The following is a 15,681-nucleotide window of genomic DNA, read 5'->3' as shown; positions in this document are numbered from 1 at the left end:
ATGTCGTACGGCAAAGTGAGTGATCTGGCCTTTGGCCGATTGCAGTCCCCCAGCCTGGATGAGGCTGAAGAATTTTTGACCCGCTTTGGCATGCATCGCGCCGAGCGCACCAAAGACGCGTTGTACATGCGCGGGACAGACACCAACCACCATCTGCATGTGACGCACTTGGGGCCCTCCAAATTCATTGGCTTGTCGTTTTTGGTCGACAACCTCGATGAGCTGAAGCGGTTCACCAAGATTGAGGGCGCCACCGGCATTGAGCATGTGGACGAACCCGGTGGTGGCCAACGCGTGCGCTTGACCGATCCCTTGGGCTATCAGATCGAGCTGATTTGCGGCATGCAGCAACTCGATGCGCTGCCGGTGCGCAAAGCCATCCTCAACACGGGTGACAACAAATACAACCGGGCCGGCCAACTGATGCGCTTGCCAGCTGGCCCCTCGCATGTCAAACGTGCGGCCCACGCGGTGCTGATGACGCCGAACGCCAATTCAAAAATCCAGTGGTACCGCGACGTGCTGGGTTTGGTCTGCTCCGACGAGGTCTATGCAGGCAGCAAAGACAACATCATTGCCTCGTTCAACCGCATTGACAAAGGCGAAACCTATGTCGACCACCACATCTTTTTGTTGATCGATGGCCCCACCACCGGCCTCAACCATCTGTCGTTTGAAGCGCAAGACATCGACGACATCATGCTGGGCCACCAGCACCTGGTCAAAGCCGAGAAATACGAACACGTGTGGGGCATTGGCCGCCACGTGCTGGGCAGCCAGGTGTATGACTACTGGAAAGACCCCTGGGGTCGGGTCCACGAGCACTGGACCGACAGCGATGTGCTCAACAACAGCCACCCCACCCAAATCCATGCCGCCGAGGATGGTTTGAACTCGCAATGGGGCGAGGCCGTGCCACACGCCTTCATCACCCACGCGATTCCCTGAGTTTTTTGGATTTCCCTACGCAAAGGATTGCCCATGTTCAAGCCACAGACTTCTTGCACGCACGCCGCTTGGTCGTGCCTGAGCTGCCAGCCAACCCGCGCTGACGCGCCTGCGGCTGACCGTCGCCAACTGCTCAAAGGCCTGGGAGGCTTGGGGCTGTTTGGCTCCTTGGGCTTGTCCGGCGCGCCAGTGGCGGCGCAAAGTGGCGTGGGCTTGATCGACACCCACCACCACTTCTATCCACCGGCCTATCAAAAAGCTTGGTTTGACTGGGAAGACAAACGCAACATCCCCCATTTTTCGCAGCAAGAGAAGTGGACCCGCGAAGGTGCCGTAGCCGACATGGACAAAGCGGGCGTGAAAAAAGCCATGCTCTCCATGGCCTCTACACCCGGTGTGTGGTTTGACTTGCCCGTGCCTGAAATCAACCAGATGGTGCGCACCGTCAATGACTACGGCGCACAAATGGTGAAAGACTTCCCAGGTCGCTTTGGCTTGTTTGCCGCCCTCACCATGGTGGACGTGGAGAGCACGCTGAAAGAAATTGCCTATGTGTTTGACGTGCTCAAAGCCGATGGCGTGGGCATTCAAACCAACTACGGCGACAAATGGCCAGGCCACCCCGACTTTGCGCCCATCTTCCAAGAACTCAACCGCCGCAAAGCCTTGGTGTATTTCCACCCCTTGGCCGCCAATTGCTGCGCACGCTTGAACACCGGCACCTACCCCGCGGTGATTGAGGTGCCCCACGACACCACACGCGCCGTGGTCAACCTGCTGCTCAGCGGCAGCTTTGTGAAGTTCCGTGACATTCAGTGGTTGTTCTCGCACGGCGGCGGCACCATCCCGATGTTGGCGGGGCGCATCAACTTCTTCCACCGCAATGCCAAGAACATTGCCGATGTGGCCCCCAACGGCATCGAGGCCGAACTCAAGCGCTTGTACTACGACACGGCCAACGCCACCCACCCATCGTCGATGGCGAGTTTGCTCAAACTCGTGCCCTCGTCCCAAGTGGTGTACGGCAGCGACTACCCCTATGTGCCGATGGATACCCAGGCCACTGCGCTGACACAACTGGGCTTAGAGCCCAAAGTGCTGCAAGAGATTCAGCACCTCAACGCCGAGCGCTTGCTCAAGCGGCCTTGAAGCTGCTGTGAATCGGTTGGCGTGTCATCGGTCAGCTTCAAGCGTCAGGCCGGTGAACAGCGCCAACTAGAATGGGGGAACCCACACACAGCCCATCGGCTGTGACTGGCGAGCACCCACGCAAGCAGCACGCCTTGCGTGCCAGGTGTGGTCTATCAAGAAGTCCCCATGAAAAAAACATTCCAACTCCATGTGGAAGGCAAGCACCCTGAGCGCTTGCTGGAAGCCATCAAGCACGAGATTCGCAAATACATCAAACGCGAGCGTCGCCGTGACTTGCCCGAGGGTGTGGATTTTTGGGACTTTGATTGCAAATTTGGCACGGCCCTAGAAACGGCTGAAGTGGTGCACCTTAACGACATCACCGTGCGCATGGACGAAATGGCCCTGGCCCAAGGCGCGCAATGCTATGTGGAAATCTTGGCCAAACACGGGGTGCGCAAGCCGCGCGCAGTGGGCGATGAAGCGCCCCCCCACACGCCCCACGAAGAAGACAACGACTGAGGCTTGGTTGCAAGCCTTGGGGCTTGGCACGCGGCCCTGCTGTGAAGCTTGTGCCGTGCCCAACAGCTCAGCCGTTGTACTTACGCCTGCGAAGCACCGGCCTGCTTGGCTGCTGCTGCCCTGAGCTTGTCTTTCTTGCTCGGACGTTTGCCTTTGATGCCCCCGTTGCCATCGATCAACACAGGCACGGGCACAGGTGCATCGGTAGGTTCAAAGCCTTCGATGCGTTCGAGCGGCAATTGAATGCGCTCTCGTTTTTGAATCAGCTGCCAATGCGCCAACGATGACGCAGTGACAAAACTCACCGCCTCGCCACGGGCCCCGGCACGGCCGGTGCGGCCAATGCGGTGGGTGTAGTCGGTGGCGGAGCGCGGCAAGTCGTAGTTCAGCACCACAGGCATGTTGGCAATGTCGATCCCGCGAGATGCGAGGTCGGTGGTGACCAGCACCTCCCAACGTTCTTCTTTGAATTCAGCCAACACCTCTTGGCGTGCGCCTTGGCTCATCTCGCCATGCAAGGCCGTGGCAAACACGCTCGATTGGTAAAGCTTGTTGGCCACGTGCTCACACGCATAGCGTGTGGCCACAAACACCAGCACGCGTTTCCAGCTGTGCTGCTTGATGAGATGACGCAGCAAGGGCGTGCGTTTGTTGTCGTCCACCGCGATGGCACGTTGCGCGATGTCGGGCGCGTGTTCTTCGGTGCTGGCGATGGTGATGCGCGCAGGCTGCTGCAACAAAGCCTCCGCCAAGCGTTGCACCTCGGGCGCAAAGGTGGCCGAGAACAACAGGTTTTGTCGCTGGGAAGGCAGCAGTGCCAACACGCGGTTGAGTTCTTCTGCAAAGCCCAGATCGAGCAAGCGGTCGGCTTCGTCCAAAACCAGGTGCTGCACTTGCCCCAAGTGCAACGCGTTGTGGTCCACCAGGTCGAGCAAACGCCCGGGGGTGGCCACCACCACATCGGCACCGCTGCGCAAGCTCATCATTTGCGGATTGATCGAGACGCCCCCAAACACCGTGCCCACTTTGATGGACTGCGTGAGGGGCCGCGCCACATCACGCAGCACCTCGCTGACTTGCGTGGCCAACTCGCGTGTGGGCACCAGGACCAACACTTGGGTGATGCGTTTTTTGGGGGCTTCATCACGCGACGCAGCCGTGGACATCAACAGTTGCAAAACGGGCAGCACATAGGCCAATGTTTTGCCAGAGCCTGTTTGGGCTTGGGCCAACACATCGCGGCCTTGCAGCACCATTGGAATGGCTTCGGCTTGGATGGGGGTGGGCTGGTCAAAGCCCTGTGTCGCTGCGACTTGGCACAACGCAGCATTCAGACCGAGTGGTTCAAAGTTCACTTGCTGCGATCAATGGCGGAAGTGCCGCACGCCGCTGAACACCATGGTCACGCCACGTTCGTTGGCCGCGTCGATCACCTCTTGGTCGCGCATGGAGCCACCGGGCTGGATGACGCAGGTGGCACCTGCATCCACCACCACATCAAGGCCATCGCGGAACGGGAAGAAAGCGTCACTCGCCACGGCCGTGCCCTTGAGCGACAAGCCGGCATGCTCTGCCTTGATGCTGGCAATGCGGGCTGAATCGAGGCGGCTCATTTGGCCTGCACCCACGCCCATGGTCATGCCATTGGCACAGAACACGATGGCGTTGCTCTTGACGTATTTGCCCACCTTCCAGGCAAACAACAAGTCTTGCAGCTGCTGGGGGGTGGGCTGAAGTTTTGTCACCACTCTCAGGTCACTCAAGGCCAACTCGTGGTTGTCGGCGCTTTGGATCAGCAAGCCTGAGCCCACGCGTTTGATGTCTTGCGTGTTGCGGCCTGCATCGGTGCCTGTCAAGGCGATTTCCAACACGCGCACATTGGCCTTGGTTTTGAAAATCTCCAAGGCTTCCGGGCTGTAGCCCGGCGCCATCAGCACTTCAACAAACTGTTTACTCACGGCTTCAGCCGCTGCTTTGTCCACCGGACGGTTGAAGGCGATGATGCCGCCAAACGCAGACGTGGGGTCGGTTTGGAAGGCTTTGCTGTAAGCCTCCAAGGCATCTTTGCCCACAGCCACGCCGCAGGGATTGGCGTGCTTGACGATCACGCAGGCTGCGCTTTGTGAAGGGTCGGCGTGGGCGCCCGTGTCGAAGCTCTTCACACATTCCCAAGCCGCATCGGCATCGGCAATGTTGTTGTAGCTCAGCTCTTTGCCTTGCAGCTGTTTGGCTGTGACCAAGGAGCCCGCTGCAGGATGCAAGTCACGGTAGAAGGCTGCGGTTTGGTGTGGGTTCTCGCCGTAGCGCAGGTCTTGCAGTTTGACGAATTGGCTGTTGCTTTGAGCGGGGAACGCATTGCGCTCGGGGACGCTGGCACCCTCTTGGAAATTGATGCTGGAGAGGTAGTTGCTGATGGCCCCGTCGTAGTTGCTGATGCGGTTGAACGCGGCCACCGACAAGGCAAAGCGTGTGGCGTCTGACAACTTCTTCGAGGCTTTCAGCTCGGCCAACACCGCCGGGTATTGCGATGCGTCGGTCAACACCGCCACGTCTTTCCAGTTTTTGGCGGCAGAACGCACCATGGCGGGCCCACCGATGTCGATGTTTTCAATCGCATCTTCCAAGGTGCAACCGGGTTGGGCCACGGTGGCTTCAAACGGGTAGAGGTTGACCACCAACAAGTCGATGGTGTCGATGTGGTGTGCCTTCAAAGCCGCCATGTGCTCGGGCGTGTCGCGGCGCGCCAGCAAACCACCGTGTACTTTGGGGTGCAGGGTTTTGACACGACCGTCCAGCATCTCTGGAAAGCCGGTGACTTCGGCCACTTCGGTGACTGGCAAGCCTTGTTCAGCCAACAGCTTGGCGGTGCCCCCAGTGGAGATCAGGCCAATGCCCAAATCGTGCAAGGCACGTGCGAGGTCGACGATGCCGGTTTTGTCTGAAACGGAGATGAGTGCTTGCATGAAAGGGCTTATTTGAGAAGTTTGTGATCGAGGAGTTTTTTACGCAGCGTGTTGCGGTTCAGGCCCAGCCATTCGGCGGCACGCGATTGGTTGTGCTCGGCGTGGTGCATCACCACCTCTAGCAAGGGCTTTTCCATCACCCGCACCATCATGTCGTGCAGGTTGTCGGGCTCGGTGCCACGCAAGTCGGCGAAGTAGGTTTCGAGGCTGGTACGCACCACCTCTTCGATGTGTTTTTTGCTCATGCAATGCTTTCTAACAAGGGCAAAGTGTCAGCCTCGACTTGAGGCAAACGCTCATGTCGCTCGGCCAAATCATCCAAAAAATGGGCCACAGCGCGCTGCTGGGACGCGCTGTCTTCCAAGCTGTTCATGTGGTCGCGAAACGCCTCGCCACCGGGCAAGCTGCGCAGGTACCACGCGATGTGTTTGCGTGCGGTGCGCACGCCGGTGTACTCGCCATACAAGGCGTAATGTTCATCCAGATGCGCCAACAACAAGCGACGCACTTCGGCCACCAAGGGCGACGCCAAGTGCTCACCCGTCGCCAAGTAGTGCGCAATTTCGCGAAATATCCAAGGGCGCCCTTGGGCGGCGCGGCCCACCATCAAGGCATCCGCACCCGTGAGTCGCAGCACCTCTTGCGCCTTCTCGGGCGAGTCGATGTCACCATTGGCCACCACCGGCACTTTCACCGCTTGCTTGACTGCGGCAATGGTGTCGTACTCGGCCAACCCCTTGTAGCCTTGCTCGCGGGTGCGCCCGTGCACGGTGAGCATCTGCACGCCCGCACGTTCTGCGGCGCGCGCCAGGTTGACGGCGTTCTTGTGTTGTTGGCACCACCCGGTGCGCATCTTCAAGGTCACGGGCACGCCATGGGGAAGTGCCGCAGCCACCACCGCCTCGACGATGGACAGCGCCAACGGCTCGTCTTGCATCAAGGCCGAGCCCGCCCACTTGTTGCACACCTTCTTGGCCGGGCAACCCATGTTGATGTCAATGATTTGTGCCCCGCGCTCGATGTTATAGATGGCAGCCTCGGCCATCATGGCGGCATCGGTGCCTGCAATTTGCACGGCAATCGGACCGCTCTCTCCGGTGTGGTCAGCACGGCGAGAGGTTTTGAGGGTCTTCCACAGGTCTTTGCGCGAGGTGACCATCTCACTGACGGCATAACCCGCCCCCAACTGTTTGCACAACATGCGAAAAGGCCGATCGGTGACGCCCGCCATCGGCGCGACAAACAAATTGTTTGCCAAGTGGTATGGGCCGATGTGCATGTGAGGAGAGGGGGAAGAAAGGGGGGATTGCCGAAAAAGGAGGCACGATTGTAGCTGCCCGAAATTTCAGCAACTGAAAGCTTAGCGTCAATTTTCATCAGGGTTTATCAGGCTTGCAGGGCTCTATACACTCGAAGCGATGGAAGTTTGGATGCACTCTTTGTTGGCCGCCTTGGCCCTGCCCGAATTCGGCTTGAGCACCGTCTTTGTGGTTTGCTTGGTATCGGCCACCTTGTTGCCCTTGGGTTCAGAACCCGTGGTGTTTGGCTTGGTCAAGCTCAACCCCGATTTGTTTTGGCCCGCCGTGCTGGTGGCCACCGCAGGCAACACGATAGGTGGCTGCATCAGTTGGTGGATGGGGCATGGCGCGCACCAAGTACGCAACAAGCTCAAGCATGACAGCACTTCCAGCAACGACGCACGCGCCTTGCGTTGGCTACACAAGCTGGGCCCCAAAGCCTGCTTGCTGAGTTGGCTGCCCGGCGTGGGCGACCCGCTGTGTGCCGTGGCCGGCTGGTTGCGCCTGCCGTTTTGGCCATGCGTGGGCTACATGGCCATCGGCAAGTTTGTGCGTTACTTGGTGATGACCGGTGGGCTGCTGTGGGTGTTTCCGCAGCATTGGGCGCTAGGCTAAAAACACGCCTCCGGCATATACTTTGGTATCTACCATTTCCAATGGAGGTCCACCATGTCCCAAACCGCCAAACTTTTTGTCAATGGCCGCAGTCAAGCGGTGAGGCTGCCAGCCGCCTATAGGTTTGACACCCCCGAAGTCTTCATTCGCAAAGACCCAGTGACGGGGGATGTCATCCTCTCGCGCCGCCCTGAGAATTGGAGCGGCTTTTTGGCAGCCACAAAAAACGTCCAAGTGCCAAAGGATTTTCTAAGCAAAGCTGAGCGGCTGACACAAGGCCACAGCGGTACACCAGAGCGCGACCCATTTGAATCTATGTCAGAAAACCTAGGTCATTGAGCCAACGTATGACAGCGCTTTATTTGTTAGACACCAACACGGTCAGTCACCTCATCAAACGCCACCCGCAAGTCACGCAACGCTTGTTGGCCGTCCCCATGCACATGATTTGCATATCAGCCATCACGGCGGGTGAGCTGGCGTTTGGTCTGGCAAAACACCCTCAAGCTTTGGCACTGAAGGCGGCCGTGGACGAGTTTTTACTTCGTGTGGAAGTACTGCCATGGGACGAAGCCGTGTCACAAACCTACGGCACGCTGCGCGCGCAATTGCAAAGTCAAGGCAAGCCCCTGGCTGCGCTGGATATGCAAATTGCGGCGCATGCCTTGCATCTCAAAGCAACATTGGTGAGCAGTGACAGGGCTTTTGCTCAAGTCACTGATCTGTTGATGGAAGACTGGACGAGTCACAAATAACCTTTCCCTTATTTGCTCTTTAACAATCATTTGCACCTATCAGGGAGTCTTCTTGACCACGTCACCAACCAAACTATCGCGTGCCTTTTATGGGGCAAGCATTGCCGACTTCATTCATTCGGAACGCAACTCGGTGCTTGGTCGCATTGCTGAAAATAGTGGCTTCTCCATCGAAACAACGCAACGAGATGCGTGGCGCTCGCAAATCACCATTCTTCAACACGAGCTTTTGTCATTCACTGGCAGAGGTTGGGTGTTCTTTGAGTTTTCTGTTCCCCGACTTGGCAAACGCATTGACGTTTTAGCTTTGATCGATCACGTCATTTTTGTGATCGAGTTCAAAGTCGGTGAGAGTATTTTCAATCGCTCTGCAATTGATCAAGTGTGGGACTATGCACTCGATCTGAAGAACTTTCATGAAACGAGCCACCACTGCATGATCGCGCCGCTGTTGGTTGCGACAAATACCCTGAACGTGAATGGCGTTGTGTCTACAAGCCACCACAACGATGGCGTTCTTGAGCCAATCAACACATCGCCTGAGTTTTTAAAAGACACGATCAACACAGTTTTACAACTTAGCACAGGAGTTGGAATTGACGCATCGGTATGGGAGAGTGGACGCTACCGCCCTACACCCACAATCATCGAAGCCGCTTCAGCGCTCTACGGCAACCATTCGGTGGCCGAGCTGTCACGCAGCGAAGCTGGGGAAAAGAATTTGGCCAAAACGTCTGTGGCAATTGGTCATCTCATTACTGAAGCTCAAGCCAATCGTAAAAAAGCCATTTGTTTTGTAACAGGCGTTCCCGGCGCGGGAAAAACATTGGTTGGGTTAGATGTCGCTACCAAGCACATGGACGCTGAAAGTGATTTGCACAGTGTTTACCTGTCCGGCAATGGGCCACTGGTTTCTATTTTGAGAGAAGCTTTGACCCGAGACGAGGTGGCTCGCAAGAAAGTGATTGGTCAAAAGCTTCGCAAAGGGGAAGCGCGCAAAGCAGTAGATGCATTTATCCAAAACGTGCATCATTTTCGCGATGCCTACCTCTCCGATGAACAACCGCCAGTAGACCATGTGGTTATTTTTGACGAAGCACAACGCGCATGGACCTTGGAACAAACCACACAATTCATGGCTAGGAAAAAGGGACAACCGGACTTCAACCGTTCTGAGCCTGATTTTTTGATTTCATGCTTAGATCGTCACCCAGACTGGTCAGTCGTGGTGTGCCTTGTGGGCGGCGGTCAAGAAATCAACACGGGGGAGGCCGGCATAGGTGAATGGCTGCGCGCGATCAATGATCATTATCCCGACTGGGAAGTTCATATTTCTCCACATCTGCAAGACTCTGAATATGGCGCCGAGGACACACTTGAGATATTGAAAGACAGGGAGAACATCCACTTCAATGAAGATCTGCACCTTGCTGTTTCCATGCGCTCATTTCGGGCTGAGCATGTTTCAACTTTTGTGAAGCATCTCCTGGATCGTCAGCATGAAAATGCACGCGCTGTTTTCCAACAAGTGCAGCCGCGTTATCCAATCGTTATCACACGAGACTTAAACAAAGCAAAACGTTGGCTAAGAGAGAAAGCGCGAGGTACAGAGCGGTTTGGCATGGTGGTGTCTTCACAAGCGCAACGTTTGAAACCACATGCCATCGATGTCAGGTCTCCGATGGACCCCATTCATTGGTTCTTGGACGACAAAGACGATATCCGCTCGTCCTACTACCTTGAAGATGTTGCTACCGAATTTCACGTTCAAGGACTAGAACTTGACTGGGCTTGTGTTGTTTGGGATGCCGACTTGCGCTTTGGTGAAGAGGACTGGGAGTACCGCTCATTCGTCGGAAGCAAATGGCAAAAGATTCACCTCGCACACAGACAGATGTATTTAAAGAATGCTTATCGCGTATTGCTTACGCGTGCACGACAGGGAATGGTGATCGTCGTCCCTCATGGGGATCTAGACGATTCAACCCGTCATCCTTCTTATTACGATCCTATTTATTCGTATCTGGCAGATCTTGGCATCAAAGAAATTTAATACCTGTCATTCAATAGGTTGCTAAACCGCCGCCAAGCGTTCAACCATATCTGGATATTTTTCGACAAGGCGAATACGCAAAGCCGCATGCGGATTAGGTTTAGCCCGCCCCTGTTGCCAGTTTTCTAGTGCTCGCAGATTGATTCGCAAGTACCTCGCAACAACAAACTGGCTAGCCAGACCTAGCATCAGCCCGAAACTCCCAGCACCTCGATTTTGTAACTAAACGTAAGTTACAAAATCGACTTTTCGGACTAAGATGTATGTCACGGCACGAAAAACTGATTCTCAAGCTCAAAGCCAAGCCCACGCCATCGGATGTGAAGTGGGACGAACTCAAAGCGGTGCTGAAACACCTCGGATACGAGATGTTGAGCAACAAGGGTTCAAGACGAAAGTTTGTTCACTCAGAGACCCAAGAGATCATCAGCTTGCACGAGCCACATCCACAACCCGAGGTGAAAACCTACGTGATCAAACAAGTGGTGGAGCAACTGCAAATGAGCAACAGGATTTAAGGAGTCATCATGGAAATGCTTGCCCATAAGGGATACAACGGGTCAATCGAAACATCCGTGGATGACAACGTGCTGCACGGCAAGGTTCTGTGCATCAACGATTTGGTGACTTACGAAGCCACCACGTTGGCTGAATTGAAAAAAGAGTTCATCGCCGCAGTGGATGACTATTTAGAAACCTGCAAACTCGCAAAGAAAACTCCCGACAAACCATTCAGTGGTTTGTTCAATGTACGCACGGGCAGCGAGCTACACAGAAAAGCCTATTTGCGCGCCATGAAAGACGATGCAACGATCAATCGCGTGGTGGTGGCTGCACTTGACAAATACTTGGCTACTTAAACAAACCAACGCCAAACAAGAAAGCCGCTCACTGAGCGGCTTTCTCTTTGCTCCAACGCAGTGACTTATGACGAGAACAAGAAGTTCATCACGTCGCCATCTTTGACCACGTATTCCTTGCCTTCGGCGCGCATCTTGCCCGCGTCTTTGGCGCCTTGCTCGCCTTTGAAGGCGATGAAGTCATCAAACGCGATGGTCTGGGCACGGATGTAGCCCTTCTCGAAGTCGGTGTGAATCACGCCCGCCGCTTGCGGGCCGGTGTCGCCCACATGGATCGTCCAGGCGCGCACTTCTTTGACACCCGCCGTGAAGTAGGTTTGCAAGCCCAACAAGGTGTAGGCCGAGCGAATCAAGCGGTTCAAGCCGGGCTCATCCTGGCCCAGCTCTTCCAGAAACATTTGACGGTCTTCGTCACTCATCTCGCTCATCTCGGCTTCGAGCTTGGCGCAAATCGCCACCACTGGCGCGTTTTGCGCGGCCGCGTATTCTTTCAAGCGGTCGAGCAAGGGGTTGTTTTCAAAGCCGTCTTCGGACACGTTGGCCACAAACATGGCCGGCTTGGCAGTGATCAAGAAAAACTGTTTCAGCAAAGGCAGTTCTTCTTTGCTGAAGTCGATGGTGCGCACAGGCTTGGTGTCGTTGAGTGCAACTTGGCACTTCTCCAAAATCGCCACCAGCTTGATCGACTCTTTGTCACCCGAACGTGCGGTTTTGGTCACACGGTGCAGGGCTTTTTCAACGGCAGACAAGTCGGCCAAACACAGCTCGGTTTGGATGACTTCGATGTCTGAAATCGGGTCTACCTTGCCCGCCACGTGAATCACGTTGTCGTCTTCAAAGCAACGCACCACATTGATGGTGGCATCGGTCTCGCGGATGTGCGCCAAAAACTTGTTACCCAAGCCTTCGCCCGTGCTGGCACCGGCCACCAGGCCCGCGATGTCCACAAACTCCACGATGGCCGGCACGATGCGCTCGGGCGTGATGATCTGGGCCAACTGCTGCAAGCGGGGATCGGGCACTTCGACCACGCCCACATTGGGCTCGATGGTGCAAAACGGATAGTTCTCGGCTGCAATGCCCGCTTTGGTCAGGGCGTTGAACAGGGTGGATTTGCCAACGTTGGGCAAGCCCACGATGCCGCATTTCAAACTCATGGAAATTCCTCAAACGTGCCAGAGGGGCACGGGGTCAATGGATGTCAGGGGATGGCGGGCATTGTACTGAGCCACCCGAGCCGCCTTGGCGCTGAACTGCGCAATAGGTTCAGAACAACCAATCTGCACGCACCCGCTGCCCCACCCGCAGCACCTCGCCCAAACCACTCAGAGGAATGGCGTTCATGCCAAAGGTGACGGCTCCGTTGACCCGAGGGTCTTGGCGGTAGGCCTGCAAGGTGTCTCCCACAGCGGGGCTGACCTCGGCGGTGTCGGGGTTGACATTGGGCATGGGGCAACGCGGGCAGGGCTTGACGGGTTGGAGTTGCACCGCCTCACCGTCGGTGGTCACGGTCATCACACCCACACGGTCTTCGTCGTGAGCTTGCCAGGCATCGGGGGTCTCACCCTGCAACACCACGTTGGCGCGAAAGCGTCGCATGTCGACCGGGGCCTGCCCTTGTTGGACCAAGCGCGCATTGAGTTCATCCAAAGAGGCGGTGCTGGTCACCAAGATTGGAAAGCCATCGCTGAATTGGTTGAACGCATCCACGTCTTTGGTCCACTCGCGGCTGGCGAGCCGAAAGTGCTCTGGGTCAAAGCGCACCAAGCGCAACGGACCTTGCCCCAAGAAGTCGGTGAACCACTGCGCCGCCAAAGCGCCCATTTCGAACGCGGGCACCGTGTCTTTCCAGACCTGCACTTGGGTGGGTGCTTCGGCCCGCTCGATGGACAGGTGCAAGGCCAGCATGCCGGGGGCGCGCAACACCAACTCGGTGTGGCGCAACTCGGGTTGAACCAAGGCCATGCGCGGCACAGCACGTTGGGTCAGCATCTGGCCTTGGGCATCGACCACCATCCAGGCACGGTCCAAGTCCAGGCCGGTGTCGGTCAGGGTGGCGTGTTGCACCGAAATGCCAGCACACGACTTGATGGGAAAGACCCAGAGTTGGTCAATCAAAGCCAGGCGCTGCTCGCTGTGTGGGGTTGCTGGTGTCGAGGTCATGCGCCATTGTGCCGCCCTCCTACAATCCTCACATGGCTCAAAAACTGGATGTGTGTATTCGTGGTGACGGCATGGTCGGGCGCTCCTTGGCGCTGCTGCTGGCGCGCCAACGCTTGCATGTCGGACTGGTCACCTCGACCCCCAAAACCAACCAAGATGTGAGGGCCTACTCACTCAATAAAGCTTCTCGTGACTTGCTCACTGAGTTGCGTTGCTGGCCTGACGACCAACACGCCACCGCCGTGCAAGACATGCGCGTGTGGGGGGACGACGGCGGCTTTGTGCACTTTGGCAGCCCCACATCTGAGGGCCTGAGCTGGATCGTGGATGTGCCCGTGCTCGAAGACCAATTGGCCCAAGCCGTGCGCTACCAATCCGACATTGCCAGCTTGACGGCGCCTGAACCTGCGGCCCTGACGGTGGTGTGCGAAGGCCGCCACAGCAGCACCCGCGACGAGTTGGGTGTGCGCTTTGACACCCTGCCGTATCAGCAACACGCCGTGGCCGCTCGGGTGCGGTGCAGCGTGGCCCACCGCCAACAGGCCTTGCAGTGGTTCCACCAAGGCAGCCACGGTTTAGAAATTTTGGCGCTGCTGCCCTTGGGCGGCGCGCAAGGCGACAGCGCCGCGCTGGTGTGGTCGCTGCCACCCGAACGGGCCAGCGCCATGCTGGCTTTAGACACGCTGGCGTTTGCCAGCGCGCTGCAAAACGCCAGCCACGGCGTGCTGGGGCAGCTCGAACTCACCAGCGAGCGCGCCATGTGGCCGCTGCAACTGGCGCGCGCCGAGCACTGGATTGGCACTTTCGCAGACGGCAGCGCGTGGGCCTTGGCAGGCGACGCCGCACACAACATCCACCCGCTGGCCGGCCTGGGGCTCAATCTGGGACTGGCCGATGTGGCTGAGTTGGCCCAGGTGCTCAAGCGCCGGGAGGGAACAGACTATTGGCGCAGCGCGGGAGACCGCCACTTGCTGCGCCGCTACGAACGGGCCCGCAAAGCCAATATGCTGCCCACTTGGCTGGCGTGCGACAGCTTGCAACGTTTGTTCGCCCATCCAAACGCCAGCGTGCAGGCCTTGCGCAATTGGGGCATGTCTGGCTTTGACAGCCTGGCCCCTTTGAAGCGCTGGACCATGCAGCAAGCCATGCAATGACACCTTACCCCGGGACACCGATGACACGCACACGCCAACTCTTTGCCTATGCCTTTGCCTTCACCGCAGCCTTGTGCTGTGTGGCGAGCACCGCCTGGGCCCAAGGCCATGAGGCCAACATCCGCAAAAACTTGAGCGAGCGTATTCCGCAGTTGCCCAAGATCGAAGAAATCAGCCGCACGCCCATGGCCGGTTTGTATGAGGTGCGCTTGAACGGCAACGAGATTTACTACAGCGACGCCGACGGCAACTTCCTCATCCAGGGCAATCTGATCGACACCAAAAGTCGGCGCAACTTGACCGAAGAACGCGAGGCCAAACTGGGCGCGATCGACTTTGCCAGCCTGCCCATCAAAGACGCGATCCAAATCGTGCGTGGCAATGGCAAACGCAAACTGGCGGTGTTTGAAGACCCGAACTGCGGGTTTTGCAAACGCTTCGAACGCGATTTGGCCAAAGTGGAGAACGTGACCATCTACCTGTTCCTCTACCCGATCTTGGGACAAGACTCCTCTGACAAATCACGCAACGTCTGGTGCGCCAAAGACCCCGCCGCGGCCTGGGCCCAGGTCATGGGCGAAGGCCGCATCGCCAACGCTCCGGCCTGTGACACCTCGGCCATTGCCCGCAACGTCGAGTTTGGACGCAAGTTCAAGATCACGGGCACACCCACCTTGGTGGCACAAGACGGCGCACGCGTGCCCGGTGCCATCAACACCCAGCAAATTGAAAAACTCTTGGCCGACGCCAGCAAGTAAATCTTCATGGCACACACTCCCATCACCCCAGACAGCGCCGCGGGCGTCTTGATTCAACGTTTGGGCTACGCCGGATTGATTCCGTTTGCCACCCTCGCCTTGCTGATGTGGATCGTCACGCCAGAGGCACACCCTTTGGTGGCCATCGCTTTGACGTCTTACGCCGCCACCATCTGCGCCTTCTTGGGTGGCATCCATTGGGGCATTGGCCTGAGGCACAACGCCCCCTCACGCAAGCTGCACATGGTGTGGGGCGTGGTGCCTTCGCTGGTCGCCTGGATCGGCGTGATGATGCCCGCCTATGCTGGACTGCCCGTGCTGGCCGTGTTGCTGGTGGCCTGCTATTTGGTCGACCGCAAAACCTGGGCCGAGGCTGGCCTGCGCGACTGGATGACCTTGCGTTTTCGCTTGACCGTGGTGTCCACACTGGCCTGCCTGTTGGGCGCAGCGTCCACCTGAGC

18 protein-coding genes are annotated in these 15,681 nt (G+C 57.3%); 12 read left to right on the top strand and 6 right to left on the bottom strand.

Annotated elements, in window-relative coordinates:
* The 3 genes from ACKWJN_RS01395 to ACKWJN_RS01385 all read left to right on the top strand — a co-directional run bounded on the left by ACKWJN_RS01395 (position 1) and on the right by ACKWJN_RS01385 (position 2,601).
* Complete coding sequence (locus ACKWJN_RS01395; RefSeq protein ID WP_408593819.1) at positions 1-948, top strand: VOC family protein; 948 nt, start codon at positions 1-3, stop codon at positions 946-948.
* Positions 949-981: 33 nt separating this feature from the next.
* On the top strand, positions 982-2,097 hold the full coding sequence (locus tag ACKWJN_RS01390; protein ID WP_408593817.1) for an amidohydrolase family protein: 1,116 nt from the start codon (positions 982-984) through the stop codon (positions 2,095-2,097).
* A gap of 168 nt (positions 2,098-2,265) precedes the next feature.
* On the top strand, positions 2,266-2,601 hold the full coding sequence (locus ACKWJN_RS01385; protein WP_408593815.1) for a DUF6172 family protein: 336 nt from the start codon (positions 2,266-2,268) through the stop codon (positions 2,599-2,601).
* An 80-nt stretch (positions 2,602-2,681) separates the two neighbouring features.
* Here the strand turns inward: ACKWJN_RS01385 and ACKWJN_RS01380 are convergent, their stop codons facing one another.
* Genes ACKWJN_RS01380 through dusB form a run of 4 tightly spaced genes read right to left on the bottom strand, consistent with a single transcriptional unit; the run spans position 2,682 to position 6,843 of the window.
* Positions 2,682-3,956 carry a DEAD/DEAH box helicase gene (locus tag ACKWJN_RS01380; RefSeq protein WP_408593813.1) on the bottom strand — a complete coding sequence of 425 codons (1,275 nt, stop codon included), beginning with the start codon at positions 3,954-3,956 and terminating at the stop codon, positions 2,682-2,684.
* A gap of 9 nt (positions 3,957-3,965) precedes the next feature.
* Positions 3,966-5,564, bottom strand: a complete 1,599-nt coding sequence (purH, locus tag ACKWJN_RS01375; protein ID WP_408593811.1) for a bifunctional phosphoribosylaminoimidazolecarboxamide formyltransferase/IMP cyclohydrolase — start codon at positions 5,562-5,564, stop codon at positions 3,966-3,968.
* Positions 5,565-5,572: 8 nt separating this feature from the next.
* The gene (locus ACKWJN_RS01370) at positions 5,573-5,809 is read right to left on the bottom strand and encodes a helix-turn-helix domain-containing protein (protein WP_408593809.1); all 237 of its coding nucleotides are present in this window, start codon (positions 5,807-5,809) and stop codon (positions 5,573-5,575) included.
* Positions 5,806-6,843 carry a tRNA dihydrouridine synthase DusB gene (gene dusB / locus ACKWJN_RS01365; protein WP_408593808.1) on the bottom strand — a complete coding sequence of 346 codons (1,038 nt, stop codon included), beginning with the start codon at positions 6,841-6,843 and terminating at the stop codon, positions 5,806-5,808. The genes ACKWJN_RS01370 and dusB overlap by 4 nt, the downstream gene beginning before the upstream one ends.
* Before the next feature lie 139 nt (positions 6,844-6,982).
* Here dusB and ACKWJN_RS01360 point away from each other — a divergent pair, with 139 nt between their 5' ends.
* The 6 genes from ACKWJN_RS01360 to ACKWJN_RS01335 all read left to right on the top strand — a co-directional run bounded on the left by ACKWJN_RS01360 (position 6,983) and on the right by ACKWJN_RS01335 (position 11,145).
* On the top strand, positions 6,983-7,477 hold the full coding sequence (locus tag ACKWJN_RS01360; protein ID WP_408593807.1) for a YqaA family protein: 495 nt from the start codon (positions 6,983-6,985) through the stop codon (positions 7,475-7,477).
* Positions 7,478-7,531: 54 nt separating this feature from the next.
* A complete protein-coding gene (locus tag ACKWJN_RS01355; RefSeq protein ID WP_408593805.1) occupies positions 7,532-7,816 on the top strand; it encodes an antitoxin in 285 nt (94 codons plus the stop codon).
* 8 nt (positions 7,817-7,824) lie between these two features.
* Positions 7,825-8,232, top strand: a complete 408-nt coding sequence (locus ACKWJN_RS01350; RefSeq protein WP_408593803.1) for a type II toxin-antitoxin system VapC family toxin — start codon at positions 7,825-7,827, stop codon at positions 8,230-8,232.
* Positions 8,233-8,284: 52 nt separating this feature from the next.
* Positions 8,285-10,285, top strand: a complete 2,001-nt coding sequence (locus ACKWJN_RS01345) for a DUF2075 domain-containing protein (protein WP_408593801.1) — start codon at positions 8,285-8,287, stop codon at positions 10,283-10,285.
* 263 nt (positions 10,286-10,548) lie between these two features.
* Positions 10,549-10,803, top strand: a complete 255-nt coding sequence (locus ACKWJN_RS01340) for a type II toxin-antitoxin system HicA family toxin (protein WP_408593800.1) — start codon at positions 10,549-10,551, stop codon at positions 10,801-10,803.
* A gap of 9 nt (positions 10,804-10,812) precedes the next feature.
* A complete protein-coding gene (locus tag ACKWJN_RS01335; protein ID WP_408593799.1) occupies positions 10,813-11,145 on the top strand; it encodes a type II toxin-antitoxin system HicB family antitoxin in 333 nt (110 codons plus the stop codon).
* 65 nt (positions 11,146-11,210) lie between these two features.
* Here ACKWJN_RS01335 and ychF read toward each other — a convergent pair whose 3' ends face one another.
* Positions 11,211-12,302, bottom strand: a complete 1,092-nt coding sequence (ychF, locus tag ACKWJN_RS01330) for a redox-regulated ATPase YchF (protein WP_408593798.1) — start codon at positions 12,300-12,302, stop codon at positions 11,211-11,213.
* A gap of 109 nt (positions 12,303-12,411) precedes the next feature.
* Positions 12,412-13,308, bottom strand: a complete 897-nt coding sequence (locus ACKWJN_RS01325) for an MOSC domain-containing protein (protein ID WP_408593796.1) — start codon at positions 13,306-13,308, stop codon at positions 12,412-12,414.
* Positions 13,309-13,340: 32 nt separating this feature from the next.
* Between ACKWJN_RS01325 and ACKWJN_RS01320 the strand changes: the two genes are divergently transcribed.
* Genes ACKWJN_RS01320 through ACKWJN_RS01310 form a run of 3 tightly spaced genes read left to right on the top strand, consistent with a single transcriptional unit; the run spans position 13,341 to position 15,679 of the window.
* On the top strand, positions 13,341-14,462 hold the full coding sequence (locus ACKWJN_RS01320) for an FAD-dependent monooxygenase (protein WP_408593794.1): 1,122 nt from the start codon (positions 13,341-13,343) through the stop codon (positions 14,460-14,462).
* A gap of 20 nt (positions 14,463-14,482) precedes the next feature.
* Positions 14,483-15,220, top strand: a complete 738-nt coding sequence (locus tag ACKWJN_RS01315) for a DsbC family protein (protein WP_408593791.1) — start codon at positions 14,483-14,485, stop codon at positions 15,218-15,220.
* Between the two features lie 6 nt (positions 15,221-15,226).
* Positions 15,227-15,679 carry a DUF3429 domain-containing protein gene (locus ACKWJN_RS01310; RefSeq protein WP_408593790.1) on the top strand — a complete coding sequence of 151 codons (453 nt, stop codon included), beginning with the start codon at positions 15,227-15,229 and terminating at the stop codon, positions 15,677-15,679.
* Positions 15,680-15,681: the final 2 nt, after the last annotated feature.

The organism is Limnohabitans sp. (genome assembly GCF_046052825.1).
In the GTDB taxonomy this organism is placed as follows: Bacteria; Pseudomonadota; Gammaproteobacteria; order Burkholderiales; family Burkholderiaceae_C; genus Limnohabitans.
The sequence above is the reverse complement of the archived record's forward strand: the minus strand, read 5'-3'. Positions and strand labels throughout refer to the sequence as shown.

Bases quoted from the DNA above. Each gene is read 5' to 3' on its own strand.
- ACKWJN_RS01395 (WP_408593819.1), top strand. From the start codon at position 1: ATGTCGTACGGCAAAGTGAGTGATCTGGCCTTTGGCCGATTGCAGTCC.
- ACKWJN_RS01390 (WP_408593817.1), top strand. From the start codon at position 982: ATGTTCAAGCCACAGACTTCTTGCACGCACGCCGCTTGGTCGTGCCTG.
- ACKWJN_RS01385 (WP_408593815.1), top strand. From the start codon at position 2,266: ATGAAAAAAACATTCCAACTCCATGTGGAAGGCAAGCACCCTGAGCGC.
- purH (WP_408593811.1), bottom strand. From the start codon at position 5,564: ATGCAAGCACTCATCTCCGTTTCAGACAAAACCGGCATCGTCGACCTC.
- ACKWJN_RS01370 (WP_408593809.1), bottom strand. From the start codon at position 5,809: ATGAGCAAAAAACACATCGAAGAGGTGGTGCGTACCAGCCTCGAAACC.
- dusB (WP_408593808.1), bottom strand. From the start codon at position 6,843: ATGCACATCGGCCCATACCACTTGGCAAACAATTTGTTTGTCGCGCCG.
- ACKWJN_RS01360 (WP_408593807.1), top strand. From the start codon at position 6,983: ATGGAAGTTTGGATGCACTCTTTGTTGGCCGCCTTGGCCCTGCCCGAA.
- ACKWJN_RS01355 (WP_408593805.1), top strand. From the start codon at position 7,532: ATGTCCCAAACCGCCAAACTTTTTGTCAATGGCCGCAGTCAAGCGGTG.
- ACKWJN_RS01350 (WP_408593803.1), top strand. From the start codon at position 7,825: ATGACAGCGCTTTATTTGTTAGACACCAACACGGTCAGTCACCTCATC.
- ACKWJN_RS01340 (WP_408593800.1), top strand. From the start codon at position 10,549: ATGTCACGGCACGAAAAACTGATTCTCAAGCTCAAAGCCAAGCCCACG.
- ACKWJN_RS01335 (WP_408593799.1), top strand. From the start codon at position 10,813: ATGGAAATGCTTGCCCATAAGGGATACAACGGGTCAATCGAAACATCC.
- ychF (WP_408593798.1), bottom strand. From the start codon at position 12,302: ATGAGTTTGAAATGCGGCATCGTGGGCTTGCCCAACGTTGGCAAATCC.
- ACKWJN_RS01325 (WP_408593796.1), bottom strand. From the start codon at position 13,308: ATGACCTCGACACCAGCAACCCCACACAGCGAGCAGCGCCTGGCTTTG.
- ACKWJN_RS01320 (WP_408593794.1), top strand. From the start codon at position 13,341: ATGGCTCAAAAACTGGATGTGTGTATTCGTGGTGACGGCATGGTCGGG.
- ACKWJN_RS01315 (WP_408593791.1), top strand. From the start codon at position 14,483: ATGACACGCACACGCCAACTCTTTGCCTATGCCTTTGCCTTCACCGCA.
- ACKWJN_RS01310 (WP_408593790.1), top strand. From the start codon at position 15,227: ATGGCACACACTCCCATCACCCCAGACAGCGCCGCGGGCGTCTTGATT.